This window comes from Kribbella sp. NPDC050241 (genome assembly GCF_044459685.1).
Lineage (GTDB): Bacteria > Actinomycetota > Actinomycetes > Propionibacteriales > Kribbellaceae > Kribbella.
Map to the genome: position 1 here is coordinate 922,673 of NZ_JBITJE010000003.1, position 17,517 is coordinate 940,189.

16 protein-coding genes and 1 pseudogene are annotated in these 17,517 nt (G+C 69.1%); 9 read left to right on the forward strand and 8 right to left on the reverse strand.

The genetic code is table 11. From position 1 onward, the window contains the following. Window positions 1–23 precede the first annotated feature (23 nt). Window positions 24–1,232 carry an MFS transporter gene (locus ACIBG5_RS19265; RefSeq protein WP_396392832.1) on the forward strand — a complete coding sequence of 403 codons (1,209 nt, stop codon included), beginning with the start codon at window positions 24–26 and terminating at the stop codon, window positions 1,230–1,232. A gap of 194 nt (window positions 1,233–1,426) precedes the next feature. Here the strand turns inward: ACIBG5_RS19265 and ACIBG5_RS19270 are convergent, their stop codons facing one another. Further along, complete coding sequence (locus ACIBG5_RS19270) at window positions 1,427–2,974, reverse strand: protein kinase (RefSeq protein ID WP_396392833.1); 1,548 nt, start codon at window positions 2,972–2,974, stop codon at window positions 1,427–1,429. Between the two features lie 61 nt (window positions 2,975–3,035). Between ACIBG5_RS19270 and ACIBG5_RS19275 the strand changes: the two genes are divergently transcribed. From ACIBG5_RS19275 to ptsP, 6 genes and pseudogenes are all read left to right on the forward strand, one after another. Continuing rightward, entirely contained in the window at window positions 3,036–3,596 is a 561-nt protein-coding gene (locus ACIBG5_RS19275; RefSeq protein ID WP_396392834.1) for an RNA polymerase sigma factor, read from the forward strand. Window positions 3,597–3,653: 57 nt separating this feature from the next. After that, entirely contained in the window at window positions 3,654–4,892 is a 1,239-nt protein-coding gene (locus ACIBG5_RS19280; protein ID WP_396392835.1) for an MFS transporter, read from the forward strand. A 45-nt stretch (window positions 4,893–4,937) separates the two neighbouring features. After that, entirely contained in the window at window positions 4,938–5,942 is a 1,005-nt protein-coding gene (gene dhaK / locus ACIBG5_RS19285; protein WP_396392836.1) for a dihydroxyacetone kinase subunit DhaK, read from the forward strand. 2 nt (window positions 5,943–5,944) lie between these two features. After that, on the forward strand, window positions 5,945–6,565 hold the full coding sequence (gene dhaL, locus ACIBG5_RS19290; protein WP_396393009.1) for a dihydroxyacetone kinase subunit DhaL: 621 nt from the start codon (window positions 5,945–5,947) through the stop codon (window positions 6,563–6,565). Continuing rightward, window positions 6,562–6,972 (forward strand): annotated as a pseudogene (gene dhaM / locus ACIBG5_RS19295) (dihydroxyacetone kinase phosphoryl donor subunit DhaM); the annotation flags it as partial. The gene dhaL and the pseudogene dhaM, both read left to right, overlap by 4 nt. A 42-nt stretch (window positions 6,973–7,014) precedes the next feature. Continuing rightward, window positions 7,015–8,913, forward strand: coding sequence for a phosphoenolpyruvate--protein phosphotransferase (ptsP, locus tag ACIBG5_RS19300; RefSeq protein WP_396393010.1), 1,899 nt, complete (start codon window positions 7,015–7,017; stop codon window positions 8,911–8,913). Here the strand turns inward: ptsP and ACIBG5_RS19305 are convergent. Both ACIBG5_RS19305 and ACIBG5_RS19310 read right to left on the reverse strand, forming a co-directional pair. Beyond that, on the reverse strand, window positions 8,892–9,548 hold the full coding sequence (locus ACIBG5_RS19305; protein WP_396392837.1) for a hypothetical protein: 657 nt from the start codon (window positions 9,546–9,548) through the stop codon (window positions 8,892–8,894). The genes ptsP and ACIBG5_RS19305 overlap by 22 nt on opposite strands. Beyond that, complete coding sequence (locus tag ACIBG5_RS19310; RefSeq protein ID WP_396392838.1) at window positions 9,545–10,102, reverse strand: GNAT family N-acetyltransferase; 558 nt, start codon at window positions 10,100–10,102, stop codon at window positions 9,545–9,547. Before ACIBG5_RS19310 ends, ACIBG5_RS19305 begins: the two co-directional genes overlap by 4 nt. Window positions 10,103–10,172: 70 nt before the next feature. On the opposite strand from ACIBG5_RS19310, the gene ACIBG5_RS19315 reads away from it, so the two are divergent. Continuing rightward, window positions 10,173–10,781, forward strand: a complete 609-nt coding sequence (locus tag ACIBG5_RS19315; protein WP_396392839.1) for an RNA polymerase sigma factor — start codon at window positions 10,173–10,175, stop codon at window positions 10,779–10,781. Next, window positions 10,768–11,601, forward strand: coding sequence for a hypothetical protein (locus ACIBG5_RS19320; protein ID WP_396392840.1), 834 nt, complete (start codon window positions 10,768–10,770; stop codon window positions 11,599–11,601). Before ACIBG5_RS19315 ends, ACIBG5_RS19320 begins: the two co-directional genes overlap by 14 nt. Window positions 11,602–11,627: 26 nt before the next feature. Here ACIBG5_RS19320 and ACIBG5_RS19325 read toward each other — a convergent pair whose 3' ends face one another. The 5 genes from ACIBG5_RS19325 to purS form a co-directional block, all read right to left on the reverse strand. Next, on the reverse strand, window positions 11,628–12,119 hold the full coding sequence (locus ACIBG5_RS19325) for a DUF1707 domain-containing protein (RefSeq protein WP_396392841.1): 492 nt from the start codon (window positions 12,117–12,119) through the stop codon (window positions 11,628–11,630). 70 nt (window positions 12,120–12,189) lie between these two features. Next, entirely contained in the window at window positions 12,190–14,451 is a 2,262-nt protein-coding gene (gene purL / locus ACIBG5_RS19330; protein ID WP_396392842.1) for a phosphoribosylformylglycinamidine synthase subunit PurL, read from the reverse strand. Window position 14,452: 1 nt separating this feature from the next. Then, window positions 14,453–16,510, reverse strand: coding sequence for a hypothetical protein (locus ACIBG5_RS19335; protein WP_396392843.1), 2,058 nt, complete (start codon window positions 16,508–16,510; stop codon window positions 14,453–14,455). Continuing rightward, window positions 16,510–17,181 (reverse strand): phosphoribosylformylglycinamidine synthase subunit PurQ, encoded by a 672-nt coding sequence (gene purQ, locus ACIBG5_RS19340; RefSeq protein WP_360456350.1) that lies wholly within the window; start codon window positions 17,179–17,181, stop codon window positions 16,510–16,512. The genes ACIBG5_RS19335 and purQ overlap by 1 nt, the downstream gene beginning before the upstream one ends. Next, complete coding sequence (gene purS, locus ACIBG5_RS19345; protein ID WP_131359615.1) at window positions 17,178–17,432, reverse strand: phosphoribosylformylglycinamidine synthase subunit PurS; 255 nt, start codon at window positions 17,430–17,432, stop codon at window positions 17,178–17,180. The genes purQ and purS overlap by 4 nt, the downstream gene beginning before the upstream one ends. Window positions 17,433–17,517: the final 85 nt, after the last annotated feature.

Genomic DNA, 17,517 nt, shown 5'->3' on the forward strand with positions numbered 1-17,517 from the left:
GATTCGGTGCGAGGTTGGAACACATGCTCCTCGCCCTCCTCTGCGTCGGGATCTTCCTGGTCCAGCTCGACGTGACCGTGGTCAACGTGGCGCTTCCGGACATCCGGATCGACCTCGGTACGACGCTCGCCGGGCAGCAGTGGGTCGTCGACGGCTACATGATCGCGCTCGCCGCGCTGCTCCTCGTCTGCGGTGCACTGGGCGACCGGATCGGCCACCGGCGCGTGGTGCTTGCAGGCCTCGCGGTGTTCGGTCTGGCCTCGCTGGGCTGCGGTGTGGCGCCGAACATCGAGCTACTCGTGGCAGCGCGCGCAGTACAAGGCATCGGCGCCGCGCTGCTCCTCCCCGGCACGCTGGCCGTCATCACCGACCTGTACGTCGACCGTGCGGCAAGGGCACGTGCGGTCGGCATCTGGGCCGGCGCCGGAGCGCTCTCGCTGCCGTCCGGTCCGTTGCTGGGTGGTGCACTGGTCAGTGGCCTCGGATGGCGGGCTGTGTTCCTGATCAACCTCCCGATCATCGCCGTCGGCCTGCCACTGGCCTTCCGCCTGATCCCTCACCATCGTTCGGCCAGGCAGGGAACGCGGAGTCCGCTCCGCATCGGCAAGGACTTCGTCGGCGCGAATGTCACCGCCGGCCTGATGAATCTGGTCGGTCTCGGCACGGTCCTCGTACTGACGCTGTATCTGCAGGAACACCTTGGCCACAACGCGTTCCGGGCCGGTCTCGAGCTCATCCCCTTGTTCCTGCCGCTCGCCGTACTCGCTCCGCTGTCCGGCCGCATTACCGCCCGCTACGGACCCCGCCTGCCCATGACCATCGGCCTGGTGCTCGGGGCAGCCGGATCGGCCTGTCTGCTCACGGTCCACGGCGGCTACCGCGGACTCGTACCCGTCGAGCTCGGCCTAGGCATCGGCATGGGTTTCCTCACCGCCGCCGTCGTCAGCGCCGCGGTCGCCTCACTGCCGGCCGATCGCGCCGGATTCGCCAGCGGCGTCAACAACACCTGCCGGCAGGCATTCGGTGCCGTCGGCATCATTCTGTACGGCGCAATCGTCGGCAGACCCGCCGGCATGATCACCGGCCTCCACACCCTCGCCTACCTCGGCACCACCCTCTGGCTGCTGGGCCTCGCCATCACGTGGCTGACCGTACATCCCCACGCAGAAACAGCATCAGCCGATCGACCGTCTCAGCCGGAGCTCGGGACACCGGTGCGTCGAACTTCGTGAAACCGTCGAACACGCTGTACGCCGTACCCGAAGTCCGGTCAGTCAATCGGCCAGATGGCTCGGAAGACGGTGGAACGGAGGCGGTGGAAACCGCGTCGGGTGGACTGGATCAGGGCAGGCGACGGCCGCAGCCGATCGAACGCAAAACGCAACACCAGGGACTTCCTCGGGACCGAGCAGAACAGAAGCGCTCGTCAGCCGGTGAACGACACCGAGTGGGCGATCTCGAGGGCCTGGTCGCGGCCATCGGCCGGTACCAGGACCTGAACGAGCATCGAGCCGGTGGTCCCCGTGTCCACGACTCGCTGCAGGAGCATACTGCTGCCCTCACCGCAGCCGGTGGAGAACCGCTCGGTCACCGCGGAACCGTTGACCGTCGAGGTCGTGATCTCCTCGTCGGCGACGCAGCCGAACGACTTGCCGCTGCCGACCGACAGGCGCGTGACCTGCGCGTCGGTCATGCCGATGAAGACCCCGGGCGACCTCGTCGACCAGCTCGGGTCCTGGCTGACCCGGAGCGCCGGATAGGAGTTGGTAGTGCCCGGCGGCTGCCAGTCCGCGTCGGCGACCGACTTGGCCCAGCCCTTCGGCATCTCCAGGTTGACCCAGCTGTAGGTCAGCGGCACGACCTCGCGCGCGGACAGGTAGCGCTGCGCTCCGAAGCCGACCCCACCGCCCACGATCAGTGCCAGAACGGCAGCGAGCACCCATCGACCTCGGTGGCGCTTTCGTTTCGGAGCAGCCGCAGGCTCTGTGGCGGGCTCGACCGATGCGACCGCGGGCGCCGTCTCCTCGGGCTCTTCGGGCGCCGGCTTGACGATCGTGGGCTGGTTGGCGTCGCTGAGGGCGGTCGTCTCGCTGTCGTCCGCCGGGCTGTCGACCACGGAGGTGTCGCGGATGCCGTACGACGCGGGGACGAACCCGTGGGTCGTCTCGTCCAGGCCCCCGACGAGCTCACGGGTGAAAGACTGTACATCCGGCCAGCGCTTCTCGGGGTCCGGGTCCAGGGCGCGCACGATCGCGGCGTCGACCTGCTCCGGCAGATCAAACCCGAGTGAGCTGGGCGGTGGCGGCGCCGCGACCCGGCCGGCCGCACCCAGGCCGTCGAGCTGGTGGGGTGATCGCCCGGTCAGAGCGGCGTACGCGACGGCGCCGAGGGAGTACTGGTCGGCGCGCTGGTCCAGCCGTTCACCCATCGCCTGCTCCGGGGCGACGTACGACGGGGTGCCGCCGGGCATTGTGATCCGTGACACCTCGTCCAGCGACTTGCCGAGGCCCAGGTCGGACAGGACAGCTCGCTCGCCTTCGTCCGTGCTGCGGAACAGCACGTTCGCGGGTTTCACGTCGCGGTGGAGCAGGCCGCGTCGGTGCAGCGCCTGCAGGCCGCGGCCGACCTGGACGACGACGTCGACCGCCTCGGCCAGCGGCAGCGGTGCCTTCTTCAGGCGGTCGGCCAGGGTGCCGCGATCGGCGTAGGTGAGGACGAGGAACGGGCGGCCGTCGTCGAGCTCGCCGACGTCGTGGACCTGGACCACGTGCTCGGACTCGACCCGGCGCAGGAACCGGCCCTCCTCGAGGAACCGGCGCCGGACCGAGTCGTCGTGGCCCCAGTTGTCCGCGAGCACCTTGATCGCGACCTCGGCATCCAGTTGCTCATCGTGAGCAAGCCATACCGTAGCGAAACCGCCCGAGCCGAGGCGTCGGCGCACGACGTAGCGGCCAAGTCTGGTCGGGACCCCCATACAAGGCATTATGGATCACTGGGAGTCCCCTGCCGGGGGCGGAACGACAGCAAAGGCGCAGATGAGCGACAGCACCAGCCCGACGGACGACCTCGGAGCGCTGGCCGAGCGGGCCCAGGCAGGGGACAGGAACGCGATGGACGACCTGCTCAGGCTGGTCCATCCGCGCGTCCTGCGGATCTGCCGCAGCGTGCTGCCGTACTCCGCGGACGCCGAGGACGCGGCCCAGGAGGCGCTGCTCAACATCGCGACCAAGATCAACTCCTACTCCGGCCGGAGCAGCTTCTCCACCTGGGTCCACTCGGTCGCGGCGAACTCGGCGCGGTCGACGTACCGCAAGCTGAAGCGCACCGCCCAGGCCGCGCACAACCCGGAGACGATGGAAAGGCCGGACCCCCGCACCACCAGCGTGATCGCCGGCACCCGCCTGGACCTGCTCGAGGCGCTCGAGACCCTGGAGCGCGACCGGCCCCAGATGGTCACCCCGCTGGTCCTCCGCGACGTCTACGGCCTCTCGTACGAGGAGATCGCCGCCGAGGTCGGCGCCCCGCTCGGCACGATCAAGTCCCGCATCCACGACGCCCGCGAGGTCGTCCGGCCCCTCCTGCGCCCGAAGGACTGACTGCGGCAACCTGCAAGCCGTCCATAGTTGACCCGGTATAGACCTAATCTCCCGGTTATGTCGGGTCGGGGGCTACTGCGCAACGGTGACTACCTCAAGCTGCTGAGCGGTCAGACGATCAGCTCCGTCGGCTCGGCGATGAGCACCTTCGTCTTCACGCTGCTCGCCATGGCCATCACCGGCTCGCCGGCGCAGGCCGGTCTGGTCGGTGCGGCGTACGCCCTGGGCGGCACCCTGTCCTCCTTGCCGGCCGGAGCAGTGGTCGACCGGACGAGCCGTCGCCTGATTCTGATCAGCTGCGGCGTGGCAGGCGCCGTACTGTACGGCTCGGTCGCCGTGGCCGGCTGGATGGACCGGCTGACCATCTGGCATCTGCTCGCGGTAGCCCTGGGTAGTGGCGTGAGCATCGCCTTCTTCATGCCGGCCCAGAACGCCGCCCTCCGGCAGATCGTTCCGGCTGAGGACATCGGCACCGCGGTCGCCGCCAACCAGGGCCGTGGGTACGTCGCATCGCTCGCCGGTGCCCCTCTGGGCGGACTGCTCTACGCCGTCGGCCGCGTGGTCCCGGTAGCGATCGACGCGCTGTCCTACCTCGTGATGTCCGTTCTGCTGGCGCTGATCCGCCACCCACTGGGTGCTCCCGAAACCCGCGATGCCAAGCCTGAGCCGATGCTGCACTCCATCCGCTCCGGTATCACCTGGCTGTTCCGGCAGCCCGCCCTGCGCACGATCGCACTGGTCGCCACCGCACTGAACTTCGCGGCCAACGGGACGATCCTGGTCCTCATCCTCGACCTGCAGCAGCGCGGCGTCCGGCCGTCGGTGATCGGGTTGCTGGAGACCGGTATGGGCGTCGGCGGACTGCTCGGCGCCATCATGACGCCGAAACTGCTGGCCATGTTCAGCACCGGTGCCATCGCGATCGTCGGGTCGTGGATCGTCGCGTGCACGTTCACCGCGACCGCGTTCACCACTGCACCTGCCGCACTGGTCGCGCTGCTCTCCCTGGCGATGCTCCTGCTCCCGGCGCTCAACTCAGGTCTGTTCGGCTACCAGATGCTGATCACACCTGACCATCTGCAAGGCCGGGCACAGAGTGCCGTCATGTTCCTCGCCACCAGCTCCCAGCCGCTGGCTCCTGCTCTGGGCGGCCTGATGCTGGCGAGCTTCGGGCACCGGGCCGCGGTGGGCGTTCTGGGCGCGATCCTCACCGTCGCGTCTCTTCTGCTCACGCTGAGCCGACCGATCCGGTCGATTCCGTTGCTGTCCGAGGTGAAGGCCGCGGCGACCGTCTGATCAGGGGACTCCCGTTCCGGGCGGGCGTGTGCTCAGATGGGTGACATGAAGAAGCTCATCAACGAACCTGGTGATGTTGTGAGTGAGGCGCTGCGGGGGATGGCGGCAGCGCATCCGGATCGGTTGCGGGTGGATCACGAGAACCGGATCGTGTACCGCAAGGACGCACCGAGGCCGGGGAAGGTGGGACTGATCTCCGGGGGTGGATCCGGGCACGAGCCGATGCACGGCGGCTTCGTCGGGCTCGGGATGCTGGACGCGGCCTGCGCGGGTGAGGTGTTCACCTCGCCGGTGCCGGACCAGATGATGGCGGCGACCAAGGAGGTCGACGCGGGCGCCGGCGTACTGCACATCGTGAAGAACTACACCGGCGATGTGATGAACTTCGAGATGGCCGCCGAACTGGCCGCGGCCGACGCGGGCACCGAAGTACTCTCGGTCGTCACCAACGACGACGTCGCAGTGCAGGACAGCCTCTACACCGCCGGCCGCCGTGGCGTCGGTGTGACGGTGCTGCTGGAGAAGATCGTCGGCGCGGCCGCCGAGGAGGGTCAGCCGCTGCAGCAGATCGCGGACCTGGCCAAGAAGGTCAACGACAACGGCCGCAGCATGGGCATGGCACTGACGTCGTGCACGGTCCCGGCAGCGGGCAAGCCGACGTTCGACCTGGCCGACAACGAGATGGAGGTCGGCATCGGCATCCACGGCGAGCCCGGCCGGCAACGGTTGCCGCTGGCGCCGGCGCGCGACATCGCCGCCATGCTCGTCGACCCGGTGGTGTCCGATCTTCCTTACCAGCAAGGCGATTCCGTGATCGCCTTCATGAACGGCATGGGTGGTACGCCGCTGATCGAGTTGTACCTGATGTACAACGAGGTGGCCCAACTGCTCGACCGGGCCGGGATCACCGTCGCCCGCTCGCTGGTCGGCAACTACATCACCTCACTGGAGATGGCCGGCTGCTCGGTCACCCTGCTGAAGGTGGACGACGAACTGGTACGTCTCTGGGACGCACCGGTGAACACCCCCGGCCTACGCTGGGGCTCGTGAGTATGGGAGTCGACAACTTCGTCAACTGGCTGCGTGACGCCGCGAGTTCCTTGCACGACAATGCGGCGTACCTGACCGAGCTGGACTCGGCGATCGGCGACGCGGACCACGGGGCCAACATGGACCGTGGTTTCCAGGCGATCGTCGCACTGCTGGACGAGACCAGCTTCGAGACGGTCGACGAGCTGATGAAGAAGGCCGGGATGACGCTGGTCAGCAAGGTCGGCGGGGCGAGCGGGCCGCTGTACGGCACGTTCTTCCTCCGCTTCGGGACCGCGCTGGCCGGCGCCGACCTGACCCCGGCGACGATCGGCGAGGCGTTCAAGGCGGGTGTCGGCGGCATCCTTCAGCGCGGCAAGGCCGAGCTCGGCGACAAGACCATGTACGACGCCTGGGCGCCTGCTCTGGACGCGTACGACGCCGCGGTCACGGGCGGGGCGGATCTCGCCGGTGCGCTCACCGCGGCGGCGGAGGCGGCCGCGAAGGGCCGGGACGCGACGGTCCCGCTGGTGGCTCGGAAAGGTCGCGCGAGCTACCTGGGCGAGCGCAGCGCCGGTCATCAGGACCCGGGGGCGACGAGCACCACACTGTTGCTGGAGTCGGCTGCCCGCACCCTCGCATGATCGGGATCGTGGTCGTGTCGCACAGCCACGCGCTGGCGACCGCTGCGGTCGGGCTCGCCTCGGAGATGGTTGCCGCGGACAACCGTCCGGTGATCGCGGTCGCGGCCGGGCTGGACGCGACGACGTTCGGTACCGACGCGATGGCGGTCTCCGAGGCGATCACGACGGCGGACAGCCCGGACGGCGTACTCGTGCTGCTCGACCTGGGCAGCGCGGTGCTGAGCGCGGAGCTGGCACTGGAGTTCGTTGATCCGGATCTTGCCGAGCGCGTGCGGTTGTCGAGTGCGCCGCTGGTCGAAGGGCTGGTGGCGGCTGTGGTGACGGCCTCCACCGGTGCCTCGCTGGGCGCGGTTGCGACAGAGGCTGAGCGTGGGTTGCTCGGGAAGCAGGATCATCTCGGTGAGGGTGGACCTGCTGAAACGGCTGCCGTGGTGGAGTCGGATCAGACGGTGGAAGTTGTTGTCGGCAACGAGCATGGGTTGCATGCTCGGCCGGCGGCGCGGTTGGTGGGGCTGGCGAACTCGTTCGATGCTGTGGTGACGCTGTCCGATCTGGACACCGGGCGAGGGCCGATCGACGCGGGCAGTCTGAGTATGGTCGCAACCCTGAACGCCCAGCAGGGTCACCGGTTGCGAGTCGGGGCGAGCGGGCCGCAGGCCGCCGAGGCGCTCGCGGCGATCGGCAAGCTGGCGGCCGAGAACTTCGGCGACGAGCCGGCAACGCCCGCGGCTCCCGACAGCATCGGAATGGCAGCGACCTCCGCCGGTGGGTCCGGGCTTGATGTGGCTCTGGGGCCGGCGGTTGTTGCCGGGGCGCAGGTGGACGTGAGCGGCTACGTCGCCAGTGGTGACGAGTGGGCACGGCTCGAGGACGCGATGGCGACGGTTGCCGAGGAGCTGGGGCAACTTCGGGAGCGCAGTGGCGAGCTCGGCGGAATCTTCGAGGCACATCTCGCGCTTCTCAAGGATCGCAAGCCGCTCGACGAGATCCGGGCCGCGATCGCCGCAGGTACGCCGGCACCGGTCGCCTGGAGGCAGACCTACGACAACCTGGCGAAGACGTTCGAAGGGCTGGATGACGCCTATCAACGGGAGCGCGCGCAGGACGTCAGAGCAGTGCGGGATCGGGTACTGCGGGCTCTGACGGGAGCGACCGTCGACGAAGCGGCCGACGGCGGGATCCTCGTCGTACCCGAGCTGGACGCCGCGACCGCGGTCACTCTCGACGCCGCCAAGGTTGCCGGGATCGCGGTGCGGGCGGCCGGGACGACCGGGCACGGGGTGATCGTGGCTCGATCGCGTGGGATACCTCTCATCACCGGCATCGGAGATGTCGACGTGCCGGTCGGAGCGACCGTCGCTTTCGACGCCCGGGCGGGTTCGTTCGAGGTCGCGCCGGACGAGGACGCGGTCCGGCGGACCATCACCGAGCGGCAGACCGAGCGGGATCGCGCGATCGCCGAGGCCGATCAGGCGGCGACGACCGTGGACGGCAGGACGATCGCCGTACTGGTGAACGTCGGCTCGGTGCAGGACGCTGTGGATGCGCGCGGTGCGGATGGGTCCGGGCTGGTGCGGACCGAGGTCCTGTTCGGCCACCGGCGTACGGCGCCGAGCATCGACGAGCAGGCCGAGCAGTTCCGTGCGATCGCCCAAGCCCTGCAAGGAAAGCCGATCACCATCCGGACCTGGGACATCGGCGGCGACAAGCCGCTGCCGTTCCTCCCGCAGGATCAGGAGCCGAACCCGTTCCTGGGTGAGCGCGGCCTCCGGGTCTTCCGTCGCCGTCCTGAGCTGCTGCGGGACCAGCTCGAAGCCGTACGCCGGGTCGCGGCCGAGACACCGGTGCACGTGATGTTCCCGATGGTGACGACCGCCGACGAGGTCGCCTGGGCGCTCGACCAGCTCGACCAACAAGGTCCGCGGCCTGACGGCCTGGAGGTCGGCATCATGGTCGAGATCCCGGCCGCCGCGCTCCGGATCGACACTCTCGCGGCCGGCCTGGACTTCGTCAGCATCGGCACCAACGACCTCACGCAGTACACAACCGCCGCCGACCGCACCAACACCGCGGTCGCGCCACTGGCCGATGGCCTGGACCCCGCCGTACTGCAGCTGATCGACCACGTGGTCAGGCGGGCCGGCGTCCGGGTAGCCGTCTGCGGTGATCTGGCCAGCGATCCGCAGGCCGCCGTACTCCTCGCTGCTCTTGGCGTGGACGAGCTCAGTGCGGTCGGTCCGCAGGTTCCGCTGGTCAAGGAACGTCTACGGCGCGCAGATCTCCACCAGATCGACACTGCCGCGGTGCTGGCCGCCCGGGACCCCGCTCAGGTGCGTGGCTTGCTGTAGTAGCGCAGCTCGACCAGGTTGAAGCCGGACGTCCGCGTCGGTTTGGTGGGCAGTGTGTAGGACTCGCCGGGCTCGAGGTACGTGACGTCCGGGTGCTCCAGATCGAGGTCGACCACGAGAGCCGGGTACGCGCCGGTGTGCCAGGTGTAGGACTCCCCCGCGTCAGGCGTGATGTGCTGCACGCGGACGTCGTCCTCGTCCACGACCACCTTCGCCGGGACTTCGCCCACCTGCTCGAACCCCGCCTCCGCGGGCACGCCGGCGACCAGGAAGTACGGATCGCCCGAGGCCTCCTCACCCAGGTCGAGCACCTCGATCAGCCGGTTCAGGTACGGCGTTTCACCGTCGTTCGTGAGCATGTGGACCGGCGACACCGGACGGTAGACCGAACCACCGACGGTCTCGCTGAGCTGCCGGGCCGGGCTGCCGTCGAGCCAGTCCATGTGACACGGCGACGTCGACAGGCACAGCACGACGTACGGGTTGTGGTGCAGGTGCCAGCCCTGCGCCTCGCCCGGCGCGAGCGAGACCTCCCAGACGCGGACCCGGGAGTTCTTCAGCAGGACGCGCGTACCGATCTCACCGAGGACGACCTCGGTGCCGTCGGGTGCGGCGACGGTCGTGCCTGAGCTCATACGGACTTCTCCTTCACGGGCAGGTCGATTGGGCGTTCCATCGCGACGGCGCCGAGGACGACGCCGTCGGGCATGGGAAGTTCGGCGGATTCCACCTCGGTGAATCCGAAAGCCATGTAGAGCGGTACGCCGGGCAGCGTCGCCATCAGGGCCAGTTGCGTGAAGCCCTCGGCCCGGGCCGCATCGGTGCAGGCGTCCAGGATCGCCCGGCCCAGGCCCCGACGGGTCCAGTCGCTGCGGACGAACATGGCACGGATCCGGGCCGGCTCGGTCGCCGGATCGAGCAGTCGCGCGTCGGCTCCCGCCGTACTGGCGTTGAACAGCTTGTTCCGCCGGCTCCAGCCACCGCACGCGACGATCTCCCCGCCGGCCTCGTGCACGTAGTAGGTCCCGTCGTCGATCAGCGCGGTGTCCAGCGTGGTGATGTGTTCCGCGGCGCTGGCCGTCTGGGCGGGGTCGTAGTACGCCGGGAACAGCTCCCGCACCGAGGCGCGCGCCAACTCGGCCACCGCAGGCCCGTCCGCCCGCACCGCGACCCGCAACACAGCCTCCACGCCTCACAGGCTAGTTCCGCAACACCCGTGCGGTGAAATGGGTCGGGCCGTTGCCGGACATCTACCGGGTATGACGCAGACACCGATCAAGGCCTGGGCAGGGCCGGTGAGTGAGGGAGCCGTGCACCCACCACCGGATCCACGCAGGGACCGGTTCGAAGAGCTGTTCGGCGCGCACCGGGAGGCCATCCTCGGCTACCTGCACCGCCGGACCGACAGCGGCCATGACGCCGCCGACCTGCTCGCGGACACGTTCCTGATCGCGTGGCGACGGCTCGACGACATCCCTTCAGGCGTCCAGACAAGGCCATGGCTGTACGGCGTGGCGCGGCGGGTGCTGGCCAACCACCGCAGAGGCGAGGGACGCCGGCACGCACTCGCGACCAAGCTGCGCCAGGAACTCACCGAACCGGACGGCACGGATCGGTCGTTGCCCGACGACACCCCCGCGGCGAAGGCGTTCAGCGCACTGCCCGAGCAGGATCGGGAGCTGCTGTCCCTGGTCGCCTGGGAGGACCTCGACACCGCCCAGATCGCGACCGTACTCGGGATCACCCGCAACGCCGTACGGATCAGGCTGCATCGCGCCCGGAAACGGTTCGCCAAGCTGCTCACCGCCCCGCTGGCGAACCGGAAGCTGGTCGCCCTCAAGGAAGAGACCTCACATGAAGACGCCTGACATCGACGCCGCCGTCCGCGGCCTGGCCCGCGCCGACCGTGAGATCACCGACGCGGCCTGGTCCGAACTGTCCGCCAACATCACCAGCGAACCCCACCAGCGTGTCGTCAACCTGGCCGGCCGCCGCCGTTCGGTGCGACCCCGGCTCATCGTGGCGGTCGCGTGCGCCCTCGTGGTCGCCGGTACGGTCACCGCCAGGCTGGTCGACCAGCCCGCTCAGGACCAGCCGCAGGCACTCTCGTTCACCGAGCGCGGCGACAAGCTGATCGTCCGCGTGGTCGATCCGAACGCGGACCCGAAGCGGTACAACGCCGAGTTCAAGAAGATGGGCCTCGACATCACGGTCGAGTCCGTCCCGGTCAGCCCGCCGTTCGTCGGCACGATGGTCAGCTTCAGCAGCGGGAGTCAGCGGGAGATGGACCAGCTCCATCGGCTCCTACCGGGCGAGAAATGCAACGGCACGCTGAACGCCTCCGATCCGGGGTGCCAGGATGGTCTGGAGATCCCGAAGAACTACGACGGCAGCACCGAGATACAGTTCGGCCGGAAGGCCAAGCCGGGCGAGATGTACAGGCACTCGTCGTCGTCGGCGACCGACAAGGGCGAGGTGCTGGCCGGTCTGGTCATCGACAACAAGACGGTCGCGCAGGTCCTGCCGCTGATCGAGGCTCGCGGCGTACAGGTCGAGGACTACCTGGTCGGTTCGGGCCCGAACTACGATTCCAAGGACTCCGTTCCCGACGACTGGTACGTGTACGGGTCCGGGACAAGGCATCCGGGCAAGGTCAGCCTGTGGGTCGATCCGAATCCAGCCAAGTAGATCCGCTGGAGCGCTCCCGCCGGGCCTCAGGTCCGGCGGGAGTGTTTGGTTTTGCCGGCCGCCCAGCGGTAGGCGACGAGGGTCCACAGGATCGCGGGCAGGCCGAAGATCGCGGCGGCGACCTCGCGACCGAAGACCAGGAAGACCAGTCCGAGCAGGAAGAACGGCAGGGCCAGCCAGACCGCACCGACGAACGCCGCCCAGCGCCACCGGCCCGTCTTGCGCGGCTCGAGCTGGTACAGCGACGGCGCCGGCAGCCCGGCGAAGATCGGCTGCAGTTCGCCGTGCGTGACGGCCTCGTTCAGCCGATCCACCCGCCGGTGCAACTCGTCCTCGTCCAGCCGCCCGACAGCGAACGCCTCCGCCAGGTCGTCGGTACAGATCCGGCGCTCCTCGTCGGTCAGCCGGATGTTCGCCAGCCTCCGCCGGGCCGCCGCCACCCGGGCCTCCTGCCCGGCCGCGGACGCCAACCCGATCAGGTCGCCCACAGACGGCTTAGCCGGCCGCTGCTCCACCATCCGCCTCACCTCACTCGTCCTTTCGAGTGTGCCAGACGACCGGGCAGAGGCCGGGTCCTCGAGGGGCTGGTCAGCTGAGGGCGGCCGGAAGCGTCTGGGTCCAGGCGGTGCGGAGCTCGGTGAGCGGGAGCTCGAACTGGTCCTGGACGTCCAGGGAGTCGCCGGTGATGACGCCGATCTTCGCGTGCGGGAAGCGGCGTGCGGTGCACATGTCGGTGAACCGGACCTCTTCGGTGCGCGGTACGGCGACGACCGCACGGCCGGCCGACTCCGCGAACAGGAACAGGAACGGGTCGAGCCCGTCCGGCGCCCAGACCCGGGCACCCACGCCACCGCGGAGCGCCGACTCGACCAGCGTCTGCGCGACACCGCCGTCGCTGACGTCGTGCGCCGCGTCGATCAGGCCGTCGCGGGACGCGTTGATCAGGATGTCGGCCAACTGCTGCTCTGCGGCCAGGTCGACCGCCGGTGGCCGCCCACCTAGGTGGCCGTGGACGACGTGCGCCCACTCCGACCCGGACAGCTCCTCCTCGGTCTCACCGAGCAGGTACAGCTGGTGGCCTTCCATCTCGGCCGTGAAGCCGATCGGCGTACGACGGGTGACGTCGTCGATGACACCGAGCACGCCGACCACCGGCGTCGGCAGGATCGGGGTCTCGCCGGTCTGGTTGTAGAACGACACGTTGCCGCCGGTGACCGGGATGCCCAGCTCGATGCAGCCGTCGACCAGGCCGCGGATCGCCTCCGCGAACTGCCACATCACCGCCGGGTCCTCAGGCGAGCCGAAGTTCAGGCAGTCGGTCACCGCGATCGGTCGGGCGCCAGTGGTGGCCACGTTGCGGAACGACTCGGCCAGTGCGAGCTTCGCACCGGTGTACGGGTCGAGCTTGGCGAACCGCCCGTTGCAGTCGGTCGACACCGCGACCCCGAGGCCGCTGGTCTCGTCGACCCGGATCATCCCGCTGTCCTCGGGCTGCGCAAGCACGGAGTTGCCGAGCACGTAACGGTCGTACTGGTCCGTGACCCAGGACTTGTCGCACAGGTTCGGCGACGCGACCAGCTTCAGCAGCGTGTCCCGCAGGTCCTCCGGAGTGGTTGCGCGCGGCAACTTCTCGGCGCCGTCGGCCTGCAGGTCGTCCTGCCACGCCGGCCTGGCGTAAGGACGCTCGTACACAGGCCCCTCGTGTGCGACGGTCCGCGGCGGTACGTCGACCACCCGCTCGCCGTGCCAGTCGATCTCGAGCCGGCCGGTGCCGGTGACCTCGCCGATGACGTCGGCCTGGACGTCCCACTTCGCGCAGATCTTCAGGAACGCCTCGACGTTGTCCGGCGTGACGACGGCCATCATCCGTTCCTGCGACTCGCTCATCAGGATCTCTTCCGGCGCCAGCGACGCGTCCCGCAGCGGCACCTTGTCGAGCGAGACGTACATGCCGCCGTCACCCGCGCTGGCCAGCTCGGAGGTCGCGCAGGACAGCCCGGCGCCGCCGAGGTCCTGGATGCCCTCGACCACCCGCGCGGCGAACAGCTCAAGCGTGCACTCGATCAGCAGCTTCTCCATGAACGGGTCGCCGACCTGGACAGCCGGCCGCTTGGTCGGACCGCCCTCGGCGAACGTCTCGCTGGCCAGCACCGACACTCCGCCGATCCCGTCGCCACCGGTCTTGGCGCCGTACAGGATGATCTGGTTGCCGAGACCAGTCGCGTTCGCCAGGTGCAGATCCTCGTGCCGCATCACGCCGACGCAGAGCGCGTTGACCAGCGGGTTGCCGAGGTACGTCGGGTCGAAGACGACCTCACCGCCGACGTTGGGCAGGCCGAGGCTGTTGCCGTAGCCACCGACGCCCGACACGATGCCGGGCAGCACACGCTTGGTGTCCGGCGCGTCCAGCGGGCCGAACCGCAGGGGGTCCATCACCGCGACCGGCCGAGCGCCCATCGCCAGGATGTCGCGGACGATGCCGCCGACCCCGGTCGCCGCGCCCTGGTACGGCTCGACGTACGACGGGTGGTTGTGCGACTCGACCTTGAACGTGACGGCGTACCCCTCGCCGATGTCGATCACGCCGGCGTTCTCGCCGATCCCGGCCAGCATCTTCCCGGCCGGCGTCTCCTGCGGGATGTCGCCGAACTTGCGCAGGTGCACCTTGGACGACTTGTACGAGCAGTGCTCGCTCCACATCACCGAGTACATGGCCAGCTCGCAACTGGTCGGCCGCCGGTCCAGGATGTCGCGGATCCGCTGGTACTCGTCCGGCTTCAGACCGAGCTCGGCCCAGGGCTGCTCGACGTCCGGGGTACTGGTGGCGTTGCTAACGGTGTCGGTAGACACTTCAGGACTCCTGCACTAGGTGGGACTCAGGTGAAACGGTAGCGGGCTGCTCGGAAGCCAACAGGTGGGCCACCAGCAGTGGAAGGCTGAACCCGGTCATGATCGCGGGCAGTGCGACCCCGGCGTCGTTCAGCAGCATGCCGACCAGACCGCAGGCCGACAGGGCGAGCAGAGTCGGCCGGATCATCGGCAGACTCGAGTAGAAGGTCCGGTACGCCGGGAACGGCACCCGGTCCGGCAACACGGTGGCGAGCATGGCCAGCACCACACCGACGAGCATGGCCCAGCCGGCCGGCCCGGTGAAGAACTGCACCGCCATGTCCAGCTTGCGGATCAGTACGTCGCTCACGTCGCCGTCCAGCAGCCGGGCCACGAACGTACCGAAGTGACTCCGCTGGTCCGGGGGCCGCAGGTAGTCGAGGAACGCGACAGCCGACACCGCCAGGACGCCGGCAACCCCCACACCGATCAGTGCTCGCAGCGAGATGCTGCCGCGCCACGTCAGCCAGGCCATCAGCAGTACAGCCGGTGTCAGAGCGATGATGCCGCCGAAGTCAGTCCCCCAGCCCGGTCTGCCGTCCACCACGATCGCGGCGCCACCGATGACGAGGACAGCGAGTGCGGCCTGCACTCTGCTCTTGTCGATCAGCTTCTGCGCGGCCCAGCCGGCGGTGACGAGTGCAGCAACCGCCAGCGTCGCGAACGTCGAGTTGCCGAAGCCGTAGAACCGTCCACCGATGACCGGACCGTCGGTGAACATGCTGCCGAACTGCAGCGGCGTCCCCAGTACGCCGTCCACCAGCAAGATCAGGTACGCCGCCAGCGTGATCCCCAGGAACGCGTAGCGTTTCAGGACCAGCTGGGACACCGCAGCGAGGATCGCGCTGATCCCCAGAACCACGCAGTACAAGGAGAATCCGGGCGCCGGCCAGCGCCACCACACCGTCGCGGTGGACAGGAAGACCGCGATGAAGAACCCGCCCTGGGTGAGCAGCGTGAACACGAAGGTACGCCGGGACCGCGGGCTGCGGGTGAACCAGAACCAGGCGAGCGCGAGGAGCTCCGCGGCCAGGATCGTCATCGAGACCGCGACGAGCATCGGTCGCGGCTGCTCGAACCGCTGGTTGGTGTCCAGCCGGTTCTCGATCACCGCGTCCGCGTCGGTGTGCACGTCACCGGTGGAATGGATCTCGTTGCCGTCCAGCGGACCAGCCTTCGCCGCCCCGGCGGGATCCACCTCGGCGGCGCTTCGCCCCTTGAGGATCGTCGCGGTGATGTCAGTCAGCTGGATCAGACCGGGCCGACGGGTGCTGTCACTGGTCAGCCACCGCGGTCCGGTGTCCGGCGGGAGCTGCATGGCGACCAGAGGCTCCTGGTGCGAGTTGGCCAACTCCTGGCTGACACCGACGAGCAGAACCCACCCTCCGGCCGCTCGGGCGTCGGCGACGAGGTCCGCAACGTTCTTGCGGGCCTCGGCCCGCCCCTCGCGTAGCGGCAGCGCCCCGGCGTCGATGATCGCGTCACCGCACGCTGGGCTCGCCAACCGGGCCTGGTCGAGCTCTGGCTGCCAGTTCGTCACCGAGCCATCAGTCCGCGCCAACGCGATCGCGGCGCCCGGACCGAACCCGCAGATCGGGTAGCCGGTCTGACCGAGCCGGCCGATGGGCGCACCGGTGTGGTGCTCGGCCTGGCGGTCGATGTACGTCTGCCAGCCTGCGACCTTGCCGTCCGTGACCGCCGGCAGCTCACCGCAGGGCTCGTCCGGGACGCTCCCCCAGGCCCGTGTGCCGGCGCTGATCGTCAGCCAGCCGTCCACCGGGCAGGTGTGCGGACCGGCGGTCTTCACCGTGATCGAGCCGACGTTGGACTGGTTCACCAGCGCGGTCAGCTCCGGCGAGGCCTTCACGTCGTTCCAGGTCAGCCCTGGTACGCCGATCACCACGACTTTGGCCATCAGGCTCGCCGGCTGCGCGTTCGCCGTACCGGCGGCGACGATCAGGATCGCCGTGGTGAGGAAGAGAGTGCGGGCCAGCAGGCGCCACACTCCTGACGACTTCATCAGCTGGAGACGACGGCCTTCAGCACCGAGGTGAAGAAGCCCAGGCCGTCCGTGGTCGGGCCGGTCAGTGTCTCGACGCAGTGCTCCGGGTGCGGCATCAGGCCGACCACGTTGCCGCGCTCGTTGGTGATCCCGGCGATGTCGCGGTACGAGCCGTTCGGGTTCTCGGCCAGGTAGCGGGCGACGACCAGGCCCTCACCCTCCAGCCGGTCCAGCGTGGCCTCGTCCGCGACGTACGAACCGTCCTGGTTCTTCAGCACGATGGTGATCTCGTGGTTGGCGTCGTAGTCGCTGGTCCAGGCGGTGCGGTTGTTCTCGATCCGCAGCGGCTGGTCCTTGCAGATGAACTTGCGGTGGTGGTTCTTGATCAGCGCGCCGGGCAGCAGATGCGACTCACACAGCACCTGGAAGCCGTTGCAGATCCCCAGCACCGGCAGACCCTCGCCGGCCTTCTTGATGATGGTCTCCATCACCGGCGCGAATCGGGAGATGGCGCCGGCGCGGAGGTAGTCGCCGTACGAGAAGCCGCCCGGCAGGACGACTGCGTCCACGCCGCGCAGGTCGGCGTCGCCGTGCCAGAGGGCGACCGGCTCGGCGCCGGCCACCGCGGCCGCGCGGCGGGCGTCCGCGTCGTCCAGCGAACCCGGGAAGGTGACGACCCCGATCTTCACTGCGCGTCGCCCTCGACGTGCAGGGTGTAGTCCTCGATCACCGGGTTGGCCAGCAGCGTGTCGGCGGCCTTGCGGATCTCGGCGACCCGTTCCTCGGTCGCCTCGCCGTCCAGGGTGATCTCGAACCGCTTGCCCTGCCGGACATCGGCCACGCCGTCGAAGCCGAGCCGGCCGAACGCGCCGTGCACCGCCTTGCCCTGCGGGTCGAGGATCTCGGGCTTGAGCATGACGTCGACGACAACGCGAGCCACTGACTACTCCAGGTTTCGTTCCGGCGTGACGCCCTGAATCCTACCGACCGGGCGCCAGAACGCCGCATCGCGGACTATTCACTCA